At 40.6% G+C, this 23,785-nt stretch carries 18 protein-coding genes and 1 pseudogene; 14 read left to right on the top strand and 5 right to left on the bottom strand.

The genetic code is table 11. The features are described 5' to 3' along the window. The first annotated feature begins 6 nt into the window (after positions 1–6). Both D8S85_RS08005 and D8S85_RS08000 read left to right on the top strand, forming a co-directional pair. Positions 7–1,803, top strand: coding sequence for a lysophospholipid acyltransferase family protein (locus D8S85_RS08005; RefSeq protein WP_106480245.1), 1,797 nt, complete (start codon positions 7–9; stop codon positions 1,801–1,803). 17 nt (positions 1,804–1,820) lie between these two features. Continuing rightward, positions 1,821–2,480, top strand: coding sequence for a LysE family translocator (locus D8S85_RS08000; RefSeq protein WP_106480244.1), 660 nt, complete (start codon positions 1,821–1,823; stop codon positions 2,478–2,480). On the opposite strand, the gene hydE is transcribed toward D8S85_RS08000, so the two are convergent. Then, complete coding sequence (gene hydE, locus D8S85_RS07995) at positions 2,477–3,565, bottom strand: [FeFe] hydrogenase H-cluster radical SAM maturase HydE (RefSeq protein WP_106480243.1); 1,089 nt, start codon at positions 3,563–3,565, stop codon at positions 2,477–2,479. The two genes, D8S85_RS08000 and hydE, sit on opposite strands and share 4 nt — an antisense overlap. A gap of 178 nt (positions 3,566–3,743) precedes the next feature. Between hydE and D8S85_RS07990 the strand changes: the two genes are divergently transcribed. The 3 genes and pseudogenes from D8S85_RS07990 to D8S85_RS07980 form a co-directional block, all read left to right on the top strand. Next, positions 3,744–6,473 carry a WD40 repeat domain-containing protein gene (locus D8S85_RS07990; protein ID WP_127074960.1) on the top strand — a complete coding sequence of 910 codons (2,730 nt, stop codon included), beginning with the start codon at positions 3,744–3,746 and terminating at the stop codon, positions 6,471–6,473. Positions 6,474–6,510: 37 nt separating this feature from the next. After that, positions 6,511–7,713 (top strand): alpha/beta hydrolase, encoded by a 1,203-nt coding sequence (locus D8S85_RS07985; protein ID WP_181951150.1) that lies wholly within the window; start codon positions 6,511–6,513, stop codon positions 7,711–7,713. An 8-nt stretch (positions 7,714–7,721) separates the two neighbouring features. Next, a pseudogene (locus tag D8S85_RS07980) lies at positions 7,722–7,862 on the top strand (4Fe-4S cluster-binding domain-containing protein); the annotation flags it as partial. Positions 7,863–8,051: 189 nt separating this feature from the next. Here the strand turns inward: D8S85_RS07980 and D8S85_RS07975 are convergent. Next, complete coding sequence (locus D8S85_RS07975; protein ID WP_106480241.1) at positions 8,052–9,302, bottom strand: aminotransferase class I/II-fold pyridoxal phosphate-dependent enzyme; 1,251 nt, start codon at positions 9,300–9,302, stop codon at positions 8,052–8,054. Positions 9,303–9,615: 313 nt separating this feature from the next. Between D8S85_RS07975 and D8S85_RS07970 the strand changes: the two genes are divergently transcribed. The 5 genes from D8S85_RS07970 to pyrI all read left to right on the top strand — a co-directional run bounded on the left by D8S85_RS07970 (position 9,616) and on the right by pyrI (position 13,791). Further along, positions 9,616–10,425, top strand: coding sequence for an outer membrane protein assembly factor BamD (locus D8S85_RS07970; RefSeq protein ID WP_106480240.1), 810 nt, complete (start codon positions 9,616–9,618; stop codon positions 10,423–10,425). A 31-nt stretch (positions 10,426–10,456) separates the two neighbouring features. Beyond that, positions 10,457–10,810 carry a DNA-directed RNA polymerase subunit omega gene (locus D8S85_RS07965; protein ID WP_106625020.1) on the top strand — a complete coding sequence of 118 codons (354 nt, stop codon included), beginning with the start codon at positions 10,457–10,459 and terminating at the stop codon, positions 10,808–10,810. 128 nt (positions 10,811–10,938) lie between these two features. Continuing rightward, positions 10,939–12,135, top strand: a complete 1,197-nt coding sequence (gene coaBC, locus D8S85_RS07960) for a bifunctional phosphopantothenoylcysteine decarboxylase/phosphopantothenate--cysteine ligase CoaBC (RefSeq protein ID WP_106480239.1) — start codon at positions 10,939–10,941, stop codon at positions 12,133–12,135. 268 nt (positions 12,136–12,403) lie between these two features. After that, positions 12,404–13,315 (top strand): aspartate carbamoyltransferase, encoded by a 912-nt coding sequence (gene pyrB / locus D8S85_RS07955; protein WP_106480238.1) that lies wholly within the window; start codon positions 12,404–12,406, stop codon positions 13,313–13,315. 17 nt (positions 13,316–13,332) lie between these two features. Further along, complete coding sequence (gene pyrI / locus D8S85_RS07950) at positions 13,333–13,791, top strand: aspartate carbamoyltransferase regulatory subunit (RefSeq protein ID WP_106480237.1); 459 nt, start codon at positions 13,333–13,335, stop codon at positions 13,789–13,791. Positions 13,792–13,833: 42 nt separating this feature from the next. On the opposite strand, the gene D8S85_RS07945 is transcribed toward pyrI, so the two are convergent. Next, positions 13,834–14,136: an HU family DNA-binding protein gene (locus D8S85_RS07945; protein ID WP_262495153.1), complete on the bottom strand. Its 303-nt coding sequence runs from the start codon at positions 14,134–14,136 to the stop codon at positions 13,834–13,836. 342 nt (positions 14,137–14,478) lie between these two features. Here D8S85_RS07945 and D8S85_RS07940 point away from each other — a divergent pair, with 342 nt between their 5' ends. Continuing rightward, entirely contained in the window at positions 14,479–15,078 is a 600-nt protein-coding gene (locus D8S85_RS07940) for a recombinase family protein (protein WP_106480235.1), read from the top strand. Positions 15,079–15,187: 109 nt separating this feature from the next. Here D8S85_RS07940 and pruA read toward each other — a convergent pair whose 3' ends face one another. After that, on the bottom strand, positions 15,188–16,819 hold the full coding sequence (gene pruA / locus D8S85_RS07935; RefSeq protein ID WP_106480234.1) for an L-glutamate gamma-semialdehyde dehydrogenase: 1,632 nt from the start codon (positions 16,817–16,819) through the stop codon (positions 15,188–15,190). A gap of 259 nt (positions 16,820–17,078) precedes the next feature. Here pruA and abc-f point away from each other — a divergent pair, with 259 nt between their 5' ends. Both abc-f and rlmB read left to right on the top strand, forming a co-directional pair. Beyond that, positions 17,079–19,019 carry a ribosomal protection-like ABC-F family protein gene (gene abc-f, locus D8S85_RS07930; RefSeq protein ID WP_127074959.1) on the top strand — a complete coding sequence of 647 codons (1,941 nt, stop codon included), beginning with the start codon at positions 17,079–17,081 and terminating at the stop codon, positions 19,017–19,019. Positions 19,020–19,034: 15 nt separating this feature from the next. Next, entirely contained in the window at positions 19,035–19,775 is a 741-nt protein-coding gene (rlmB, locus tag D8S85_RS07925; RefSeq protein ID WP_106480232.1) for a 23S rRNA (guanosine(2251)-2'-O)-methyltransferase RlmB, read from the top strand. A 72-nt stretch (positions 19,776–19,847) separates the two neighbouring features. On the opposite strand, the gene D8S85_RS07920 is transcribed toward rlmB, so the two are convergent. Further along, positions 19,848–22,472: a putative LPS assembly protein LptD gene (locus D8S85_RS07920; protein ID WP_228423158.1), complete on the bottom strand. Its 2,625-nt coding sequence runs from the start codon at positions 22,470–22,472 to the stop codon at positions 19,848–19,850. Between the two features lie 116 nt (positions 22,473–22,588). On the opposite strand from D8S85_RS07920, the gene D8S85_RS07915 reads away from it, so the two are divergent. Continuing rightward, positions 22,589–23,764, top strand: coding sequence for an N-acetylmuramoyl-L-alanine amidase family protein (locus D8S85_RS07915; protein WP_106480230.1), 1,176 nt, complete (start codon positions 22,589–22,591; stop codon positions 23,762–23,764). The last annotated feature ends 21 nt before the right edge of the window (positions 23,765–23,785 follow it).

Below are 23,785 nucleotides of genomic sequence, written 5' to 3'. Positions count from 1 at the left end.
ATATAGATGAAATTAATTGATACGAACGATTTTTTACTTGGCTCTCATGGGTTGAACCGGTTTCGGGAAAGTTTGGTTTCCAAGTTGGTGATGTATATTTTACGGTTGCATAAACTGGATAAGTTGAATGTGAAGGTGAGTGATGATGATCCTGAAGTTCTTTTGGATAGTTTGATTGAAGCTTTGGGGGTGACGATCGAGGTGAGTGAGGAAGATTTGGAGAAGATTCCCAAGAATGGTACTTTCATCACAGTTTCCAATCACCCGTTTGGGGGACTGGACGGTATCGTGCTGGTGCGTTTGCTGTGCAAGTTGCGTCCTGATTACAAAATCATGTCGAATTTTCTGTTGAAGAAAATAGTTCCGCTGCAGGATTATATCTTGGGGTTGGATCCGGAGGAAAGCAAGAAGGGTTCGAATATGCGGGTGATTAAAGAGGCGATACGTCATGTCATTGATGGGAAACCCTTGGGAATATTCCCTGCTGGAGAGGTCTCTTCTTACCAAGCTGACTCGAATCACGTGGAGGATAAAGAGTGGGATTCTTCCGTGTTGAAGTTGGTGAAGATGGCGAAAGTACCGGTTATTCCGATTTATTTTAAAGGGTCTAATAGTTTGTTGTTTTATTTGTTAGGAATGATTCACCCGGTATTGAAAACGATCAAGCTACCTTCCGAGTTGTTGAACAAGAAAAATCGAGTGGTGAAGTTAAGGATCGGGAGCCCGATTAGCGTGGAGACTCAGAATTCATTTCATGATATTGCCCAGTATGGTAAGTTCTTGCGGGCAAAAACTTATTTGTTGGGATCCGCGTTAGAAGTAAAGAAGTTTTTCATCAAATCACAGAAAGCAATGCCTAAAGCCGAATCGATTGCAGCAGAGACCGAGAGTGTAGTGTTGAAGAAAGAAATCGAGGGAATTGCCGAGGACTATCTGCTGTTTAACATGAAAAATTACGATATATATTGTTCCCCTTCCGTGAAGATTCCAAACGTGTTGAACGAGATTGGTCGTTTGCGGGAAATTACTTTCCGCGCGGTGGGAGAAGGAACGAATCGTAGTATCGATTTGGACGAATATGATCTTTATTACTATCACCTGTTTATTTGGGATCGAGAGGAAGAGAAAATTGTGGGGGCTTATCGTGTGGGGAAAGGAAAAGAGATCATTGATCGTTACGGCATGAAGGGATTTTATATCAACTCGTTGTTTAAGATGCGGAAGGAGATGTTACCTGTGTTGTACGAGTCGATAGAGTTGGGACGTTCTTTTATCACGGAGGAGTATCAGCGTAAACCGCTTCCCTTGTTCATGTTGTGGAAAGGTATTCTTTATTTTTTGTTGAAAAATCCAGAGTATCGTTATCTGATCGGTCCGGTGACTATCAGCGGGAAGTATACGGAGGTATCGAAAGAATTGATCATGCGTTTTATTCAAGAAAATCATTATAACCGTGAATTGGCCAAATACGTGATCCCGCGCTCCAAGTATCAGGTACATTCGGAAGAGCCTGGAGTACAAGTGATGCTGGATGCTGCCCAAAAGGATATATCCGTGCTGGACAAGATGATCGGGGATATTGAGCCATCGAGTGATAAGCTGCCGGTTTTATTGAAGAAATATATTTCGTTGAATGCCAAAATTATCGGTTTTAATATCGATCCTAAGTTTAATATGTGTTTGGATGGTTTACTTATTTTAGATATTTTTGACGTGCCGATGAAGACGATCGAGTCGTTGTCAAAAGAGATAAATGATGACACGATATTGAGTCGATTCTCCTCGGATAGTGTGGAACTGTAAATTTCCGATAGAATAGCATGTACGATATATTGTATCTTTTCAAGGGGATGTTGGTTGGTTTAATGGTGTCGATTCCATTAGGGCCAATGGGTGTATTAATTATCCAGAAAACCTTGCATAAGGGTGCGTTATCAGGTTTTATTGCCGGCATGGGTGCTGCTTCCGCGGATTTCTTTTATGCTTCGGTGGCGGCGTTCGGGCTGGGGTACGTGATAAATACCGTGCAGACTCACGAGTTGTTGTTACAAATTATCGGTGGTATATTTCTTTTGTGTATCGGGTTAAAAATTTATTTTGATAACCCGATTCGCCAAATTCGTCAACGACGCCAAGGTCGGGTGAGCAAGACGGGGTTGTTGGGTGATTATCTTTCATTGTTTTTCTTGACGGTTTCCAATCCGATCACGGTGGTCGTTTTTATGGCTGTTTTTGCCGGGATGTCTGTTTTCGGAGAATCTTCTTCTTTACTTGGAGAGTTGCTGGTGGTGATCGGGGTGCTGTTGGGTGGTGGCGTGTGGTGGTACACGCTTTCGACGTTGGTAAATATCTTCCGTAAGAAATTCCGGTTGCGCGTGTTAATCACAATTAACCGGGTTTCCGGGTTAGTCATCACAATTTTAGGAGCATTGGTTATTTTAGCTGCTTTTGCTCCTTTTAAGAATTTAGTAATTCATTAATTACCCGGTTCGGAGTCTTGGATGTGATTTTCAATTCTTGATTGAAAATGTTGTGAGTCTCCCCAAGTCCCGTAGGCTACTTTACAACCGCTTTTTAAAATGCTTTCTTCCAGTTTTCGCATAGATTCTGCGGCTCCTTCATGGGTGCCCGGTTTGTTCTCGTAGAGTTTGTAAAGGGTACGGTTCGTTGTGGGAGTAATGTTTGGCATCACTACGTTTGCCCCGATTTCCAGTGCTTTTTCTCTTCCGGTGGGGTCAATGGCTTGAAGGGCTGTGGTGGCGGCGATGTTAATGTCCGGCATGAGAAGTCGAAGTGCAGCCACCATATGGATGGACAAGTGCAATCTTTCCTGGAGGGGAAGGAGTAAATGGCGGTACTCGTAGAGGGGGGTGGCATGGTGTTCCAGGTAAGGCCCCATGCCTACCATGTCAATGTCCATGGATTGCAGGAACAGCAAATCATTTGCCAGATCAGTAATGGTTTGAAACGGTAGTCCGATCATCACGCCAGTACCCGTTTGATACCCGCAGTGTTGCAGGCTTTCCAGGCATTTCAAACGTGTTGAATGGGAATGATGCGGGTTGTTCGGGTGAATCTTGGCGTATAATTCGGGATTGGAGGATTCGATACGTAACAAATAGCGATGTGCTCCAGCATCTTTCCAACGTTTATAAGTGTCTTCCGTTTGTTCTCCCAGTGAGAGTGTGATACCTAACTCGTTGTTACTGTTCTTTTTGATTTCTTGCAACAAACGGGTGATACGATCCACGAATTCTTTATCGGAACGTTCTCCTCCCTGCAATACGATGGAACCGAAATGATGCTTGTAGGCAAAGTCCGCTGCTTCAATGATTTCTTTGTCTGAAAGCGTATATCGGGCTGTTTCTGTGTTAGATTTTCGGATACCACAGTAATAACAGTCTTTGGTACAAATGTTGGAAATTTCAATTAATCCCCTGAGGTAGACATTTTCACCAACGGTTGCGTTCTTTGTATTTTTTGCTTCCAAGTAAAGCCGATTTTCTTCTTCTCCCCGACAAGTCAGCATATTTTCCACTTCCGGCAGTGTATATATTTTTTTCATACGATTTTCCTTTTTACAAAAGTAGGAAAAAGGCTTGATTTTATTAAATTTGTTCCTGTGAAAAAAACTTATCAATTTTAGAATGGATGATTTTAGATTTCAACCGACAAGGCGAACATTTCTTTTCATCGAATGATCTTTAATCCTCAATCTAAAATTTAAAATCTAATATTAGAACGTGGTGAAAAAAATTGCATTAATCGTTTTTGGGATTGTTCTTCTCGGAGGAATAGGATTTGCGCTATGGTGGGTGAGCGAGCGGGAGCGGACGGTTGATGTCCCGAAGGAATCGTTTATTCCCTATAATTCTGCTGTCGTGATTAATGTGAATGCAAATGCGAATTTATCTCCGAAGATTGCAACCGCTTTTGACCGGGAAATTAAAGCATTTCGGAAGAGTATGTTATTTCGGGTAGTAGATACGTTGAAACAGATGTCTCAAGTAGATACTTCCTCTTATGTGATGGCGATTCGGGTGGAGGGAAAACAATCGATTCGTTTTTTGTATGTGTTAAACCGGAGCGGATTGTTTTCTAGGGGGGATGCGCATGCTTTTTTACAAAAGATGTTTGCCGGAGAGCCGGTGAAAGAGCGAAAATATAATAACCAGAAAATATATTTGGTAAGTCGGGGAAAAGATGAAATGTGTTATGCTGCCGTTGGTGGTATGGTGTTGGTCTCTAATTCTGAACTATATGTGGAAGATGCCGTAAACCAATTAGGCAATTCCGGTGAGAACGAAAAAGACGGGGTCCCCCGTTTTAAAAATGTGAATCGTTACTTCTCTGCAGGTGCTGGTTTGAATGTGTTTTTGAACACGACTTGTTTTTCCGATTTACTTCCGTTATTATTACAAAAAGATTTTATTGCTAAACAGACGAATATAGCCAAATGGTTTAAGTGGGGGGCGTTAGATGGTGATATAAAGTCGAATGGGATCAGTTTTAATGGTTTTGTACATTGTGACGGGTTGAAAGCTGCGTTTCCTATCGCGTTTAAGGGACAAGTTCCCCAGGATTCCAAACTGGACGCGGTGATGCCTGCCGACGTGAAGTGTGTTAGTATTCTGGCCCTGAGTGATGTGAAAAATTACTTGTCTTCTCTTGAGAGTTATCGTTACGGGGCAGGACAGATTGAGAATGTCCGGAAACGGAAACAGGAGTTTGCTCGTCTTTTTGGGGATAAGCTAGATGAGGAGTGGCAGGCTTTGTTGAAAGGAGAATGGGGAAAAGGAACACTTTTTTATGATGCGGAGCGGAAACAAGAAGAGGGTATCGTGGTGGTTCACGTGAAAGCCGGAAGTTTGGCTAAAGGTTTGTTAGAAAAAATGTTGAAGTCGTATGCCTCGAAATCAGGGATTTCTGAAGCTTCGTTATATCGTTCATTTGCCTTGGATAAAGATAAGAAAGTGTGTTACTTTAAGATGCCCATTCCCGATTTCGTCGGGGTGATGTGGGGATATGTGTTGGGAGGGATAGCGACGAATTACGTGTTGGTAGAAGACAATTACGTGGTGTTCGCTTCTTCTGAAAAAGGAATTCACTCCTTTGCGAGTCATTATATGCATCGTCTGAGTGTGAGGGATCAGGAATGGTACCAGAAAGTAAGAACAAAATTGTCTTCGAAGTTTAATTGGATGTATTTGTCTGAAATGGTTTCCATGTTACCTTATTATGAACAGGTGACTAAAGGAGGGTTACGTGAATTGTTAATGAGAAATGAAGAAGAGATGGAGGTATTTTCTTCTCTCGGGTTACAATGGGGGTGTGAGAGCAATATGCTATATCACACGTTATTTTTAAGTACGGAAGAGGTGGAGCAGAAACAAGCTCAGATCATGTGGCAGACACGGCTGGACGCTAGAATGAGCATGAAACCGGCGATTGTGGTGAATCATAATACGGGAGAACGTGAACTTTTCGTGCAGGATGAGGGTAACACGATTTACTTGATTAATGATGTGGGACGGATCTTGTGGAAATTGCCGATCGAAGGGAAGATCAATAGCGAGGTTTATCAAGTGGATATCTTTAAGAACGGTAAATTGCAATATTTATTTTCTACACCTAGTCATCTTTATTTGATTGACCGGAATGGTAATTATTTACCTCGGTTCCCGCTGGCATTTAACTCTCCCTGCGAACGGGGAATATCGGTGGCTGATTACGAGAATAATAAAAATTATCGGGTGTTTGCTCCTGGAGCTGATCATCGCGTGTATTTGTATGAGGTGTCCGGTAATTTTGTGAAAGGCTGGGATGTGCCAAAAAGTGATAATGATATTGTTTCTAAAATTTATCATTTTCGGGTGGAAGGAAAAGATTATCTCGTGTATGCAGACCGGTATCGTTTGTATATCTTGGATCGTAAGGGAAAGGAACGGGTGAAAGTGTCTACTTTATTGAATTTATCTGCTAACACGTCTTTGTATCTGACGAAGCAGAATGGTCAGATGAAGATTGTTTTTACTGATGCCAACGGAGAAATTATATTGGTAAATTTTCGAGGTCAAGTAGAGCAAATCAAGGGAGAAGAGATGATTGGCGGGGGTATGTTCAACGTGGAGGATGTTAATAATGATGGACAAAGTGAGTTTATTTACGCGTTGAAAAACAGGGTTTTGGTGATGGATAACAAGGGAAAGTTGTTGTTTGAAAAGCATTGGGAGGGTTCGGAATTGGATTTTCCGTATGTCTATCGTTTCTCGACCCGGGATTCAAGAATCGGGATGATGGATGGCAAAGGTGGACGTCTTTTTTTATTGGATATGAAAGATGTTTCCAAAGGTTTTCCAATACGGGGTAATTCACCGTTTTCAATTGCTTTCGGTGGTAAAGGAAGTGCCGGTTTTTACTTGTTTGCAGGGAGTGACGGAACGCATTTACTTAAATATAGGGTGTTGAGGTGATAGATGAGGTGTCGAATATGATAATTGTGGAATGAATATGATGAAAATTAGATTGTTAGTACTTTATGTACTTGTAAGTGCGGGGGTATTTGCACAGAATACGGGAAAGTTGAAAAAATACTTGAAGGAGAATACATTGGGAAATGTGGCAGATCAAAGGTTTGCCGACAAAAAACTGACAGCGAAGGGTGCGATTGAGGCGGAACAGGTTTTGCTTGAAGCGTGGGAGAAGGAGGTGAAGAAAAAATATCATCGTTTTTGGATGTTGAAAAATTTTTCCAGAGAGGGGTTGCAGATGAAGTTCGATTATCGGGTGTTCGGCGAACGTCCGGAAGATGGAAGGAGTTTGTTTATTTCTATGCATGGAGGGGGGAATGCACCGGAAGCATTGAACACGCAGCAATGGAGGAATCAGATTCGTTTGTATGAACCTCGGGAGGGAGTTTACGTGGCTCCAAGGGCTCCTTGGGATGATTGGAATATGTGGTTTAAACCGGGATTGGACGAGTTTTTTGAAGCTTTGATTCAGACTGCCGTTGTGGAGATGGGAGTTAATCCTGATAAGGTATATTTGCTGGGGTATTCTGCTGGAGGCGATGGTGTCTGGAGGATGGCTCCCCGTATGGCTGATCGTTGGGCTGCTGCTTCTATGATGGCCGGACATCCGGGAGAAGCGTCGCAAGTGAATTTGCGGCATGTGCCTTTCATGATTTGGATGGGGGAGTATGATGGAGCTTATGACCGGAATAAGTTGGCCGTGGAGAAAGGACTAGTGATGGATTCTTTGCAACGAGTAGAACCGGCAGGTTATATACATGAATCACATATTGTGAAGGGGAAAGGGCATTGGATGGATCGGGCGGATACGGTGGCAATCGCATGGATGACAAAATATAAGCGAAATGCTTTGCCGAAAGAGATTGTTTGGCGTCAAGAAGAAGTCGTACGTCCTTTCATGTATTGGTTGGGAGTAGACCTAGAAACAGCTCGTCCGGGAATGACAGTGGTAGCTGAGCTTTCCGGTAATGAGATTGAAATAGAAACCTGTGATTATTCGAAGTTGAGAATTTATTTAAATGATCGTATGGTGGATATGGATAAACCTGTCAAGGTGACTTATAAAGGGAAGGTTTTATTCGAGGGAAAGGTGGCGAGAACGGCAAAATGTATAGCACAAACTTTATGTGAACGAGGTGATAGGGAATTGGTGTTTAGTGGGTATGTGGAGGTCGGAATATAATTTTGAAGATGAAGAGTGCGGAAGTTCTTCCCAAAGTTATTGGAATTGCTCGTCATCGTTTACAAACGGACGGGCAAGGGGTTTCTACGTTGGTGGCGTTTCATGGCTGCCCATTACATTGTAAGTATTGCTTAAATCCGCAATCATTGGACCGTGGAAGATTTTGTCAAGGAGGGGTATCAAGTACAGAAAGTAAGAATTAAAAAAAAGAGAGCTTTAGGTCTCCGGGTCGTATTGAAGCGAGAGGTTTGTGACACAGGGAAATAATAAATCAGCCCCGAATGTTCAATATCTGAATTTCGGGGCTGATTTATATTATTATATAGCTTCTTGGAATATTAAAGAGCGTTGGCATCAACAACCACGTCTTTATTGTATTCTCCGTTGGCTAATTTTTTAGCAACATTTTTAAATGCTTTTACTGTGTATTCCACGTCTTCTAAAGTATGCATAGCAGTCGGGATCAAGCGGAGTAATAACTGACCTTTCGGAATAACCGGATAAACCACGATAGAACAGAACAAGTTATAGTTCTCTCTTAAGTCCATGGCTACTTGGGTCCCTTCAGCCACGCTACCAGATAGGTAAACGGGAGTTACGGGAGAATTGGTTCTTCCAATATTCAGACCGTCAGCTTTTAACCCGGCTTGTAAAGCACGAACGATAGTCCATAATCTCTCGCGTAATTCAGGTCTGGTTCTCAATAATTCCAAACGTTTGATCGCACCTTCAACCATAGGCATCGGGAGTGATTTCGCAAAAGTCTGAGAACGCATATTGTATCTCAAATACATGCAGATATCTTCATCACAAGCGATAAATGCTCCGATTCCGGCCATTGCTTTTGCGAAAGTGGCGAAGTAAAGGTCAATACCGTCCATTACTCCGAAATGATCACCTGTTCCGGCTCCATGAGGTCCCATGGTTCCGAATCCGTGTGCATCATCCACGAGCAAGCGGAAGTTAAAGTCCTTTTTCATCGCAACAATTTCGTCCAATTTCCCAAGGTCTCCAGCCATTCCAAACAAACCTTCCGTAACAACTAGAATACCACCACCGGTGTTTTCTACCCATTTGGTTGCTCTTTCTAGTTGCTTGCGTAAACTTTCCATGTCGTTGTGCTGGTACACATATCTTTTTGCCGGAGATAGACGAAGACCGTCCATGATACAAGCATGGTCTTCGGCATCATACACGATACAATCATGACGACTGGTCATGGCATCGATGATGGAAACCATTCCCTGGTAACCGAAATTTAATAAGAACGCATCCGGTTTACCTACGAATTCTGCCAATTGAGATTCCAAGTACTCGTGACGAGAAGTTTGTCCGCTCATCATACGAGCCCCCATCGGGTAAGCCATACCGTATTTTGCAGCAGCCTCGGCGTCGGCTTTACGTACTTCCGGATCGTTTGCAAGACCGATATAATTATTTAAACTCCAGTTTAAAACTTCCTTACCACGGAATTTCATGCGGGGACCAATTTCGCCCTCTAATTTCGGGAAAGAGAAATAGCCATGAGCCTGTTTAGCGTATTGACCAATGTTTCCCTTTTGTTGTCTTACTCTTTCAAAAATGTCCACTTCGATAAATATTTTGAAATTCTTAATCTTATTTGTTTACAATATGGAAACAAAGGTAACTAAAAAAATGTATTCCAAATAAGTTCTTTTGAAAAGTTGCAGTTTCGGGTGTGGAAATACGTTTAAATACTTATTTGTTTCTCTTGTTCTGAAGAAAAAAGTTGCGAGTTTATAGGTTACAAGTTATAATTTTGTAAATTCAGTTGCTTGGGCACTTTTAATTTAAAATCTAAAATCGTCAATCATAAGTCGTAAATTATTTTGTGGATTGATATTTATAATTTATCTTTGCGTGATGCAAAAAAGGCACTTTATGATGAAGAATTTTATAGGATTTCTGCTTGTAATAATTTTGATGAGTTCATGTAGTGAGTATCAGAAACTTTTGAAAAGTGGTGATTCTCAGGCTATGTATAAAAAAGCGGTAGAGTATTATAATAATGGTGATTACACGAAAGCTTCCAATTTGTTTGATGGGATTCGGATGGTTTTTCAAGGAACATCCAAGGCACAGAGTGTAGCTTATTATCGAGCATTCTGTAGTTATAACCAGAAAGATTACGAAGTTGCGGCAGAATTGTTCAAACAATTTGTTTCGATTTATCCGGAAAGTTCTTACGCGGAAGAATGTCTGTACATGATCGGCTATTGTAATTTTCTGGCTTCTCCGAAAGCACGATTGGACCAATCTGTAACCGAGAAGGCGATGGAAAGTTTTCAACTTTATCTAAGTCGTTACCCGAATTCTTCTCGTAAAGAGCAAATTAATGAATACATGGACGAGATGCGGGATAAGTTGTCTTACAAGGATTACTTGAGTGCGAGAAATTATTATTTAAGAGAAAAATATAAATCAGCTGTAGTTAGTCTTGAGAATTGTTTGAAGGACTACCCGGGGTCAAAATATCGGGAAGAGATCATGTATATGCTATTCAATTCCAAGTATGAGATGGCTGTAAATAGTATTGAAGATAAACAATACGAGCGTTATAATGCTGCTAAAGAGGAGTACTATTACTTCCTCAATGAGTATCCGGAAAGTCGTTATGTCAAGGAAATGGCTCGAAAATATGAAATCATCAACGAGTTCTTGAAACCGTATGATGTTGATGAAGAAGAATAATCAGATAAAACAAATAATATTCAAATTAACCATGGTAGATTTTAAGAAAGTTAAAGCGCCGAATAATACTATTACCCGGAATCCAGCATCATTGGCTAGTAAAGCGGATAACATCTACGAGGCGGTAGCCGTGATCGGTAAAAGGGCTAATCAGATTTCGGTTGAAATGAAAGAGGAGTTAAGTAGAAAACTTCAAGAGTTTGCTTCTTATGCGGATAATTTGGAAGAGATATTTGAAAATCGGGAACAGATCGAGATTTCCAAGTATTATGAGCGTTTACCGAAACCGGTGTTGATTGCTACCCAAGAATTTGAGGATGGGGATATTTATTTCCGTATTTCCTCGAAAGAGAAAGGTGATGCAAATAATGCAGACGAGGAATAGTCCCTGTCTTTAAGGAAAAGAATATACCTGAGAGTGAAATGCTTTCAGGTTTTTTGTTTTACAAGTTCAACTTTCCTTGGATGTAGAGTTGTTTTAGGATCGTGAATTTATAACGTTATAACTAAGTGATGTTAAAAGGAAAACATATTATACTGGGAGTGACAGGTAGTATTGCTGCATATAAGGCTGCTACATTGACTCGTCTGCTTGTGAAAGAAGGGGCAAGCGTGAAAGTGGTGATGACTCCTTTGGCGAAAGAGTTCATAACTCCTTTAACGATGGCAACTCTTTCCAAGAGTCCGATTATGGTTGATTTTTATAATCCGGAAAATGGAGATTGGAACTCGCACGTTGATCTGGGATTGTGGGCTGACTTGTATTTGATAGCCCCGGCTTCGGCAAATACAATCGGGAAGATGGCGGGAGGCATTGCTGATAATCTTTTATTGACAACTTACCTGTCTGCCAAATGTCCGGTAATGGTTGCTCCCGCAATGGATTTGGATATGTATAAACATCCGGCGACACAGCGAAACTTGAAGGTATTGCAATCTTTTGGCAATATTATTATCGAGCCAGAAAGCGGGGAGCTAGCTAGTGGTTTGGTCGGAAAAGGACGGATGGAGGAACCGGAAAGGATTGTTTCTTTTATAACTGCTTATTTTGCTAGTCAAGTTGATTTTAAAGGTAAAAAGGTGGTGGTAACTGCGGGACCTACATACGAGAAAATAGATCCTGTTCGTTTCATCGGGAACTATTCTTCCGGTAAAATGGGATTGGCTATAGCGGAAGAGCTTGCAGGACGAGGGGCAGAGGTGGTACTTGTGTGTGGTCCAGTGAACCTGAAGACGCACCATCCGGCAATTCGTCGGGTAGATGTGGAGTCTGCTGCCCAGATGTATGAAGTGACATCTAGGGAATTTGCCAATAGTGATGTAGCGGTTTTAAGTGCCGCTGTGGCTGATTTCACCCCGAAAGAGAAAGCTGATCATAAGATTAAGCGAGGAAAGGATGATCTGGTGTTGGAATTGTTGCCGACAAAGGATATTGCTGCAGAATTGGGAAAAATGAAGAATGCTTCACAACTATTAGTTGGCTTTGCCTTGGAAACAAATGACGAAGAGGTGAATGCTCTTTCTAAGATGCAACGAAAGAATTTGGACATGATCGTCTTGAATAGCTTGAATGATAAAGGGGCGGGTTTTGGAGTGGATACGAACAAGGTAACAATCATGGATAAAGCGGGGAATAGGACGGTCTATGAGTTAAAAACAAAACTGGAAGTTGCTAAAGATATAGTAGATCAGATAGCTTCCCGTCTGTAGTTTGATATTTCATGAGAAATATTTTGGAAAATAAATTGGGAAATCGTTTTGTTAGGATGAAAATTATGCATAATTTTGTATTCCGATATGAAGATAGAACATCAAAATATTCGGCGAAGATTGTTTTTATGCCTGCAGTTTAGGCAGAGACATGATCGTTATTCTAACAAGATACAAAAAACCAACATTGTCGTTAGTTGACATTGTTGGTTTTTTTTTATACTGAAAAATATATGAATGAACATAAACACTTTTAATATATAGAATTATGAATAAACGTAGCTTAGTATCCATTACCGACTACTCGAAAGAGGACATTTTGGAAGTATTGAAAATAGCTTCTGAATTTGAGAAAAACCCAAATCGCAATTTATTGGAGGGTAAAGTGGTTGCTTCCCTGTTTTTCGAGCCATCTACTCGTACACGGTTGAGTTTCGAAACAGCTATCAGTAGAATGGGAGGTCGTATTGTCGGATTTTCCGATGCTTCATCTTCTAGTACGACAAAGGGGGAATCGTTGAAAGATACGACCAAGATGGTGGATAACTACTGCGATTTGATTGTGATGCGTCACCCTTTGGAGGGGGCAGCTCGTTTTGCCAGTGAAGTTGCTGATGTGCCGGTAATTAATGCGGGAGATGGAGCTAACCAACACCCGACTCAAACCATGTTGGATTTGTATTCTATCTATAAAACGCAGGGGACCCTTGAAAATCTGAATATTTTTATGGTCGGGGACTTGAAATACGGAAGAACAGTTCACTCCTTATTACAAGCCATGAGTCATTTTAACCCGACGTTCCACTTTATTTCCCCGAAAGAATTGGAGATGCCGAAAGCTTACAAGTTGTTCTTGGATGACTTACATATTCCTTACTACGAGCACACGGAGTTGGATGATGTGATCAATGATGCGGACATTCTTTATATGACACGCGTACAACGTGAACGTTTTGCAGATCCATTGGAGTACGAGAAAGTGAAGAATGTTTATATCTTGAAAAACTCCATGCTGGCAGGGACAAAAGATAACATGAGAATCCTCCACCCGCTACCTCGTGTGAATGAGATCAGTGAAGATGTGGACACGAACAAGAAAGCATACTACTTCCAGCAAGCTTTGAACGGGGTGTATACTCGTCAAGCAATTATTTTCAAAGCATTAGATTTAAAATGGTAATTAAAGGATAAAAAGATATGGCAGCAAAGAAAGAATTACAGGTTAGTGCCGTGGAAAACGGAACGGTAATAGATCATATTCCTGCGGAGAAATTATTTGACGTGATTAACGTGTTAGGGATTCAAAATCTGGAGAATACGGTAACTTTTGGTTACAATTTGATTAGCAGTAAATTGGGAAAGAAGGGAATTATTAAAATTTGGGACAAATTCCTAAAGGATGACGAGATTAACAAGTTGGCATTGGTTGCTCCAACGGCTAAAATCAATATCATAAAGGATTTTGAAGTGGCAGAGAAAAAAGCGGTTATGGTTCCAGAGCACGTAGAGGGAATTGTTAAATGTGTAAACCCGAAATGTATCACGAACAATCAGAATGTTCGTACAAAATTTGATGTTGTCGGAAGTTCTCCTATCGTGTTGAAATGTCACTATTGCGAGAAACTAACAGACCAGGAGCACATCGTAATCCTTTAACGATAAAACTAATTGCAAAAAAATAGAGATACATGTGTATCTCTATTTTTTTGCCTCTAAACTTCTCGCTTTTTGCTTGTTCTTTAACGATTTACTAGTGATAAACTTGATATAATCGTACGAGTCATATTTTTCCACTTTTTTAGTGATCAAATTAAACCTTTCTCTTGTTTTTTGTTGCTTTACGGCTAACGTTCCAAAGTCTTGAATTGTAACTTTTTCACCTGCTTCAAGAGATTCCAGTATACAACTGATAAAGGTGTTAATGATTAATGCTGAAGTTGCTTGAGTGTGTCCACTTCTTTCTGCGACTTTTTTAGTGAGTTCTCTTTTGTTCATAATCAATTTGTTATATAATTCTACATCTGAATGTAAATATGATTTTCATATGATTTAACGCCTTATTTAAAACAATTTGTCAGACAAAACGTTCATTTTGCTAGACAAATATAGCAAATTTTAGAAGAAACATGATGAATTCTTGCAAAAATATTACTAACAAGACCTTTACACGAAAGAAAAGGTATATAAAAAAATCTTATCATTCGTGCCAAAAGCAGTGTCTAGCAAAATGAACGTTTTATTTGACACCTGTGTGATTGGTTTGTTTATGTTTGTGTTTCTGATTATTTCATAAAATAGTTATTAATGTCTTTGTTTTAATTTATTTTATAATGTGGAAGAATTATGACAATAGCATATTTAAGAGTAAGTACTGGGAAACAACATCCTGAAAATCAAAAAGAAGAAATTGAAAAGTTTGCAGCACGAAAGAACTTAACCGTAAACCGTTGGGTTACGGAAGTTGTGAGTGGTAAAAAGAAAGAGAATGACCGGAAGTTGGGCCGATTGTTGAAAAGTTTAAAGAAGGGAGACGTGTTAATCGTTACTGAATTATCCCGATTGAGCCGGACTTTGCTAGACATAATGTCTATACTTCATCGTTGTCTTGAAATGAATATAACGGTTTATAGCACGAAAGACGGTTATGCTTTTGACAATAGTATTAATAGTAAAGTCTTAGCTTTTGCTTTTGCCTTGGTGGCAGAAATCGAGCATAATCTAATTTCGATGAGAACTAAAGAAGCTTTAGCTCACCGGAAGTCTGAGGGAGTGCGTTTGGGACGCCCGCCAGGAAAAGGTAAACAAAATGTATTGCTGGATAACCGGGAAGAGATTCGTCATTTGCTTGACGAGGGAATGTCTGTGTCGGCTGTCTGCCGAATTTATAATGTATCGCGAGAAACTTTTTATGCTGTGAATCGGAAGCATCAACTTTTTTCATGATATGTTCATGGTCTAGAGAAAGAGTAGCCCAACCATAAAGAAAGGATGGGCTAGGGGGAAATTCTATTACAATTACGCTCGTTTACTATGGATATATAATTGCTAAATTTTATTCTTCTAAGAAATTAGGATACATATAATTTGTTGCTGGGACAAATGTTTCTTTGATAGCTTGTGGAGAAACCCAGCGCAATAAATTAAAGATTGTCCCTGCTTTATCATTGGTACCGGATGCACGACCTCCTCCGAAAGGTTGTTGATCAACAATAGCTCCTGTAGGTTTATCATTGATGTAGAAATTGCCGGCCGTGTGGGTTAAACGCTCTGTCATTTCCTCTATGTTTGCACGATTTTTAGAGAAAATAGCTCCGGTAAGAGCATAGGCCGACGATTTATCAAGAATATCTAATGTTTCATCTACTTTTTCGGGATCGTAAACGTAAACGGTTAAAATCGGGCCGAATAATTCTTCTCGCATGGTAATGTAATCCGGTTTGAAGGCTTGGATAATGGTCGGTTGGATAAAATATCCGGCACTCATATCATAGTGTCCACCGATAATCACTTCTGCATCTGCTGACTTGTTCGCGGCATCAATCGCATTCGATAATTTCATGAAGGAGGCCTCGTCAATAACTGCGTTGACAAAGTTCGTGAAATCTTCAACTCCACCTACTTTTATGTTTGCCATATCCTCTTGCACATAGTTTTCTACTTCGGGCCAAATGTTGGCAGGAATGTAGGCACGTGAGGCGGCTGAACATTTTTGTCCTTGATACTCGAAAGCCCCGCGTACGATAGCTGTTGCCACTTCTTTAGGACATGCTGTCGGATCGGCGAAGATATAATCCTTGCCTCCGGTTTCACCGACAATTCTCGGGTAGCTTCTGTATTTATCGATATTTTTCACGATAGTAGCCCAAATATTATTGAATACCTGAGTTGATCCGGTGAAATGTATACCTGCAAAATCTTTATGAGAGAAAACAACGTCAGCAGCTGTCGGGCCTGAACAGTAAACCAAATTGATGACACCGTCAGGTAATCCGGCTTCTTTTAGTATTTCCATGATCAAATGTGCCGAGTAAACGGCAGTCTTGGATGGCTTCCATACGCAAACATTACCCATTAACGCCGGGGCTCCCGGTAGGTTACCCGCGATAGAGGTAAAATTGAATGGAGTAAGTGCGAAAACAAATCCCTCCAAAGGGCGCCATACCGTACGATTCCAGATGCCCGGGGCTGAATTCGGTTGCATATGGTATATTTCGTACATATTTTTCACGTTGAAACGGAAAAAATCAGCCAATTCGGCCACACAATCGATTTCTGCTTGGAATGCATTTTTAGATTGTCCCAACATCGTAACGGCATTCATACGTTGACGGTAAGGTCCTGCTAAAAGATCGGCCGCTTTTAAAAATATAGCAGCTCGACTTTCCCAATTCATTTTTTCCCAAGCCGGTTTAGCTTTTAATGCTGCATCAATTGCCATTTGCACGTGACTGGCATCCCCTTGATGATATTGTCCGAGTAAATGATGGTGGTCATGCGGTGGACGAATATCTACCAGTTTCCCCGTGCGAACTTCTTTCCCGTCAATGATCATTGGGACATCGGCAACGATAGAACGTAATTGATTGATTTGTGATTTCAATTCTTTCCTTTCCGGAGAACCCGGTGCATAACTTTTGATGGGTTCATTGGTAATGTTCGGTAGTTTAAATACTCCTTTGGGCATATTTATTCTTTTATGTAGTTAGTATTCTTTGTAAATTTCCCAAATATAAAAAATATTTAATGGATAAAACAAGATAATTGTCATTTTTTATATGATTTCGTTGGGTTGCAGGTTATTTTTATGTGCAAATTTTGAATTTGCAACCTGTAACTTGTGAACTTATAACTTGTAACACACAGGAAACCCGTTTGCCCATGTCTATAAGTTTCGTATATTTGCACTCGTTAAAAATAGAAGGTTTTATTTTGCATGATAAGATATGATTTCAGTTAATAATGTAAGTGTTTTATTTGGAGATTACGCGTTGCTTGATTCAATTTCTTTTTTGGTGAATAAAAGGGATCGGATTGGTTTGACCGGGCGTAATGGGGCGGGAAAGTCTACATTATTGAAGATATTGGCCGGGGTGCAGGAGCCTTCTGAAGGAAGTGTATCAGTCCCTTCCGGATTGAAAATCGGATATTTGCCACAGACGAAAGTGTATGCAGAGGGTAAAACCGTGCGGAAAGAAGCGGAAACCGCATTTAATGACGTGTTGGATTTGCAGGAGGAATTGGAATGTTTGCATCGGGAATTGGGAGAGCGTACAGATTATGAGTCGGATAGTTACATGGCGTTGATTGATAAATTGAATGTGAAAACCGAAATGTTGCATATGCGAGGGGCGGATAATATGGACGGGGAAGTTGAGGTCGTGTTAAAAGGATTGGGATTTCGGCAAGAGGATCTGGAACGTCGTTGCGAGGAGTTTAGTGGAGGATGGCGTATGCGAATCGAGTTGGCTAAAATATTGTTGGCACGTCCAGATGTTTTTTTGTTGGATGAACCGACAAACCATTTAGACATAGAGTCTATATCTTGGTTGGAATCATTCTTGCAAGGCTATCCCGGGGCCGTGGTTCTCGTGTCGCATGACCGTGCTTTTTTGAATAATATTACGACTCGGACAATTGAGATCTCGTTAGGAAAGATATATGACTATAAGGTGTCATACACGCGGTTTACTGAATTGCGTAAGGAGCGTATCGAGCAACAGCGACGTGCTTACGAGAACCAGCAAAAGCAGATTAAGGATACAGAGGATTTTATCGAGCGTTTTCGTTATAAGGCGACGAAAGCGGTACAGGTACAATCCCGAATCAAGCAATTGGAAAAAATAGAACGAATAGAGGTAGAACAGGAAGATTCTGCACGGATTAACGTGCGGTTTCAACCGGCCGTTCGTTCGGGAGATATTGTCGTGTGTGGTCGGGATTTAAGTAAAGCGTATGGCGATCACGTGGTATTACATGAAGTGAATCTGGATGTGCTGAGAGGAGAGAAAGTTGCTTTTGTCGGAAGAAACGGAGAGGGTAAAACAACTTTGGTGAAGATGATCATGGATCAGATCCCTTATGAGGGAAATTTGAAAATCGGATATAACGTGAATATCGGGTATTTTGCACAGAATCAAGCTGATTTACTTGATCCTTCGTTGAGTGTTCTGGATACGGTAGATCAAGTGGCAGTAGGTGAGATTCGGAAGAAAATCCGGGATATACTAGGAGCTTTTCTGTTTTCCGGTGAGGATGTTGACAAGAAAGTGAAAGTACTTTCCGGGGGTGAGCGCACCCGTTTGGCGATGGTACGTTTATTATTGGAGCCTTATAACGTATTGATATTGGATGAGCCGACGAATCATTTGGATATGCGCACGAAAGATGTATTAAAGGATGCGTTGAAGAAATTCGAAGGTACAGTGATTGTCGTTTCCCATGACCGGGATTTCCTGCTTGGGTTGGCAGATAAGGTGTATGAATTCGCCAACAAGGGAATAAAGGAATACCTGGGAGGTGTCGCACATTTCCTAGAGGCTAAGAAACTGGAATGTTTCCGGGAATATGAACAGATGCATCCTCGGAAGTTGCAGCAAGAGAATGTTGTGGAAGAGGAGAGTGTTTCTGAAAATAAGATCGCTTTTGAGGAACGGAAACAATGGAATAAAGAGATCAAGAAGTCGGAAGTGAAAATCGAGAAGCTAGAAGGAGAAATTGCTGATTTGGAACAAAAGATCGGGGAAGCAGAGGGGAAAATGGCAGAAGGCGTGATCAACGATGAGTTGTTAAAAACTTATGACGAGATGAAAAAACACTTGGAAGCCTGTATGGAAGAGTGGGAAGAGGAGAACGGGCATTTGGAAGAATTGAAAGCTAGAAATTAATAATAACGAATAAAGATGGCAAAGTTTAAACAAGAGTGTATTTTCGGAATCCGGGCCGTGATGGAGGCTATACAGGAGGAAAAGGAAATTGACAAGGTGATGTTCCGTCAGGGAATAAAGGGGGAGTTGTTCCAACAATTATTTTCGCTGGTGCGTGAACGTCAGATTCAGTTCCAGTATGTACCCGAAGAGGTGTTTAAACCGTTTGCAGGGAAAAATCATCAAGGAGTTTTGGCCGAAGTGTCTCCAATTCCTTATCAAGATATAAACACGGTCATGGATTCTGTGGTGGCGGAAGGGAAAATGCCATTGATACTTGTGTTGGACAGAATTACTGATGTACGAAATTTGGGCGGAATTGCCCGTACGGCAGAATGTGCCGGGGTGAGTGCTATTTTAATTCCGAATAAGAATTCTGCAAAAATATCTTCCGATGCGATTAAAACGTCAGCCGGGGCTTTGTATCATTTGCCCGTTTGTCGGGAGAAAAATCTCAAAAAGACGCTAAAAGAATTGAAACGGAGAGGTTTAACTTTATTTGCTGCCACGGAGAAAGCTGATAAATTTTATACCGAAGTGGATATGAAGGAAGGGTGTATGATTATTATGGGGGCAGAAGATACCGGTATTGATGAGGAGTTGTTGGCGTTGGCAGATCAACAAATTAAAATTCCCCAGTATGGGAAAATTGAATCTTTGAATGTTTCGGCTGCTGCGGCAATTTTGGTGTATGAAGTGGTGAGACAAAGAAGATAGAAATTTTGCTTATAGTATAAACGAAATAAAGCAGACTAAATGTCTGCTTTATTTCGTTTATTTATTTGAAAATTAAAGTCTTCGATCATACCAGGAATCCCGTTTGGTCAATTTCAAATCTCGTAATAACGAGGATCGGACGTGAATTTCAAAGTTATAAGACTGGTGCTGTCCGAATGGCATACAGTTAAATGTCATTTCCCAGCAATGCAAATCTCTCGTGACACTAAAACTAGTTGAAGTTACTTCCTTGTTTTTAATGTCATATCCTGATTGGAAAGCGAGTTTCCATTTAGGAGTTAACGAGAGGTCTCCCGAGAAGTTGATGATCTGAGAGATTGTTGGACTTCTATAAGGGTTAGATCTGGAATAACTGAAGTTATAACTAACACTGATATTCCAAGGCACGTCAAAATCAACGTAGTCATCATAGAATCCACCTACCAGATCGTTCTTTTTTTCTTTATTTTGTCCGTTATCTGCGGAAAAACTGAAATTAGTGGAAATTGTTGCGTTGGTTAAACGTCCTAATTTTCCATGATATTTATTATATCTTATATTGTTTGTGTCTATTGCATAAGGATCAATGGTACCACTGAAATTCAAATCAACTTTGTTATTCAATATTTTGGTACGTGCGCTTATGGAGATGTTTGAAAAGTTCATACTATCGGCAAAAGGATTATAAGATGTCGAAAGTCTGAAACTCTCCAAAAGCTTTACTTTTTTGAATTCTTCATCTCCAGTTGTATCCTTGTCGTTCCGAACTTTCATTTCTATATTATTATCCAAACTGAAACTGATGCTTCCGGATTGTTTACTACCGGTAGTATTCGGACGATAGGTTAAACCTTCGTGAATATCATATTCAATCTCTTTTTCTCCATCGAAGTAACTCTTTTTGTATTTACCCAAGGGTTTGATGGCAGGGGTATAAGATGCCGATATGGATGGACGTATCATGTGCCGGATGGCAACAACTTTACATCCTGGTTTGAACATGAACATACCATATATAGTTGGAGTATATCCGATTGACCCACTGGCTGAATAGTCATGCGAGTAATTCAACCCGGGAACATCCCGGGTGATATATTGTCCACCGGCGGCACTCGTGTCCGGAATCCATATCTTTTCAATGGTTTTGAGGTTCAGGTATCCATTGTAATTTAAGGAGGGAGTAAAGGTCACGTCCTTGGCAATCTTAAATTGCAAACTGATCGGAATATTGTGTTTGAATCCATTATTCCAATCTCTTTCAAAAGAGGATTTGAATAATTTGTTTTCTTTGGTTTGGATACTGTTCCTTAATTCGGCAGAATAAGAAACACCAATATTGTCATACCATTTCATTTCACCACTTTTCCCTTTTTTACGGAAAGGATAGATTTGTGTCATACGGAGACTCAAATTCGGCAATGTTATAGCAATAGAGGTATCCCGACTGTTCTGGCTGTGATTGAACGAGCCACTCAAACTGAACGGGCTTTCCGGCCATTTTTTACTCCACGAAATACTGGATTGCTTTCTTTGGTTGGCGATACCGTTCACCGTGTTAGCATTATAGTAGTTGTTGTTGGCGGATGACATATCCACGGAGGCCGAGAATGAACTGTACGGGTTTGCTTTGCCATCCTGCGTGTGAGTCCAGCGTACAGACCAGTCGGATGATTCTTGATAATCAGGCAATCCCTTTTCACTGACATAGTTTTTACTGATCGTGAAGTTCAGATTACCATTGAATTTATACCTTTTGCGATATTGGGTGGCGTATTGTAATCCCCAAGAACCGTTGGTGTAAATATCCCCGGTGATGTTCATGTCAATGTAGTCATTGATATAAATATAGTATCCACCACCTCTTAAGTTAAATCCTCTCATCCGTTCCTCTCCGTAAGTGGGCATGATAATTCCCGACGTGGCTTTTTTCGTGACCGGGAAAAAGCCGAAAGGAATGAATATCGGCAAGGGAATACCTTCTAATTCCAAGTTGGTGAAACCGACAAATATCTTTTTATCCTTGATCATCTTCGCTTTGCTCATGTTAAGCCCGAAGTGTGGGTGGTTGTGTTCATCGCAGGTCGTGTACATACCGTGTTTCACGCAATAGACGGAGTCACTCATCTTTTTGGTGATTTTTCCTTGGATATAACCTTCTCCTTCTTGGGTGATGATCTCGGTTACATAACCTTTTTTTGTGTCAAAATTATAGTGCAATTCGGTACTTTCAAATTCTTGTCCACCGTCTTTAAATTTGGGAGTTCCTTTCAATTTTCCTACAGAATCGAGTACTCCTGTTGCCATGGCTAGTTTTTTATCCATGTCGAGTTCGATGTAATCAGCTTTTAACTCGGTTGCCAGGTATTTCACGAAACCATTTCCGTACAGATATACTTTTTTCTCTTGTATTGAAAATTTGACCGAATCGTCTGCGTTATATTTGACGAGGTCTTTGAATAGAGGTTTGGGTTGTGCGGAATCGTTACGAATGGTATCTATCGGGATGCCTGCGGAGTCATAAACGATACGAATGCTATCACCGGGTTGTCCCGTTGTGTCAATGGTTGTGATAAAGAGGTCTTGTCCGAAAATAATCTCGGACGCCAAGCCATTTGACGAGAGTATTACGGGCAGGGCGATCATTGTTAAAATGATACATTTCTTAATAAAAAGCCCTGTATATAATCTAACTTGCAATTTTATAATTATTTTTGTGACTAATTATTGCATTACGCATATTGCATTTTTGCTTTGCAAATGTAAGAAATAATGGTTGTTAATGCTCATGATTCTTTTTAAAAAGTTTTAAATACATGATAAATCAGTGCCGGTTCATATGTTTCTTGTTGGTAATCTTTTTATTAGAAGGTTTGAATTCTTTGATGGCACAAGAGACTTTGGGGAAAATAAATTGTATTTGTATTGATGCCGGACATGGAGGAAAAGATCCGGGAGCTATTAGTGGGAAGTTGAGGGAGAAAGATATAACGTTGGCGATAGCCTTAAAATTGGGAAAGTTGGTGAAAAATGCCTATCCCGATTTGAATATCGTGTACACGCGGACCAAGGATGTCGCCGTGGATTTGAGGGAACGGGGACGGATAGCGAATAAAGCGAAAGCGCAATTGTTTATCTCCATTCACGTGAACAAGTTTTCCAAATCGAGCGTGAGAGGCGTGGAAACTTACGTGCTGGGGTTACACAAGTCAGAGGCCAGTTTTCAAGTTGCCATGAAGGAGAACGAGGCCATTCATTACGAAGAGGATTATTCAGTGAAATATGATGGTTTTGATCCGAAAAAAGCGGAGTCATATATCATGTTTAATTTTTTGAAAAATAGTCACTTGAAAAATAGTATGGAATTTGCTGCACCTATTCAAAAGGAGTTAATAGCGAGAACTCGTATGCCGGATCGGGAAGTGAGGCAAGCGGGATTTATCGTGTTGATGGACGTGGGGATGCCGGCAGTCCTGATTGAGACTGGTTTTATTTCGAATCCGCATGATCAAAAGATTTTAACGTCTGAGTCAGGACAAACCAATATAGCCCGGGCGATATTTGCGGCTTTTCAAGCATATAAAAATAGCGTGGAACGTAACAGTGTCGTGTTGACCGGAGGACTGGAAGAACAAAAAGTGGAGCAAAAACAGACTTCGCAGGTGCAAAAGCAAAATCAGAAAACTTCTACGGTAGAAAAGAAAGAGGTCGAGAAGGTTGTTGGGGAATCCGATAAGAATGATTTGTTTTATGCCATACAAGTAGCATCTTCCAAGACACGAATAAAGGATTTCCGGTATCTGAAATTGAAAGACAAGGTGGAGGTATTGAAGGGAATAGATCGTTACCGGTATTATGTGAAGAAAACTTCGAGTTACGAGAAAGCGTTAGAGTTTCAGCAGGAAGTTCGAAAAACGGTAAAGGATTGCTTTGTTATTGCGGTCTATAAAGGAAAACAGATTTCCGTGGCAGAAGCAAGAAAGTTAGAATAGAAGAAATGAATGAAGAAATAA

Source organism: Butyricimonas faecalis (assembly GCF_003991565.1).
Lineage (GTDB): Bacteria > Bacteroidota > Bacteroidia > Bacteroidales > Marinifilaceae > Butyricimonas > Butyricimonas faecalis.
Note: the sequence above shows the minus strand (reverse complement) of the source record. Positions and strands in the feature narration are given on the sequence as shown.

Coding starts and splice junctions, on each gene's coding strand:
- rlmB (WP_106480232.1), top strand. CDS start 19,035: ATGGCAAAGTTTAAACAAGAGTGTATTTTCGGAATCCGGGCCGTGATG.
- pyrB (WP_106480238.1), top strand. CDS start 12,404: ATGAATAAACGTAGCTTAGTATCCATTACCGACTACTCGAAAGAGGAC.
- D8S85_RS07940 (WP_106480235.1), top strand. CDS start 14,479: ATGACAATAGCATATTTAAGAGTAAGTACTGGGAAACAACATCCTGAA.
- D8S85_RS07970 (WP_106480240.1), top strand. CDS start 9,616: ATGATGAAGAATTTTATAGGATTTCTGCTTGTAATAATTTTGATGAGT.
- coaBC (WP_106480239.1), top strand. CDS start 10,939: ATGTTAAAAGGAAAACATATTATACTGGGAGTGACAGGTAGTATTGCT.
- hydE (WP_106480243.1), bottom strand. CDS start 3,565: ATGAAAAAAATATATACACTGCCGGAAGTGGAAAATATGCTGACTTGT.
- D8S85_RS07965 (WP_106625020.1), top strand. CDS start 10,457: ATGGTAGATTTTAAGAAAGTTAAAGCGCCGAATAATACTATTACCCGG.
- abc-f (WP_127074959.1), top strand. CDS start 17,079: ATGATTTCAGTTAATAATGTAAGTGTTTTATTTGGAGATTACGCGTTG.
- D8S85_RS08005 (WP_106480245.1), top strand. CDS start 7: ATGAAATTAATTGATACGAACGATTTTTTACTTGGCTCTCATGGGTTG.
- pyrI (WP_106480237.1), top strand. CDS start 13,333: ATGGCAGCAAAGAAAGAATTACAGGTTAGTGCCGTGGAAAACGGAACG.
- D8S85_RS07915 (WP_106480230.1), top strand. CDS start 22,589: ATGATAAATCAGTGCCGGTTCATATGTTTCTTGTTGGTAATCTTTTTA.
- D8S85_RS08000 (WP_106480244.1), top strand. CDS start 1,821: ATGTACGATATATTGTATCTTTTCAAGGGGATGTTGGTTGGTTTAATG.
- pruA (WP_106480234.1), bottom strand. CDS start 16,819: ATGCCCAAAGGAGTATTTAAACTACCGAACATTACCAATGAACCCATC.
- D8S85_RS07985 (WP_181951150.1), top strand. CDS start 6,511: ATGATGAAAATTAGATTGTTAGTACTTTATGTACTTGTAAGTGCGGGG.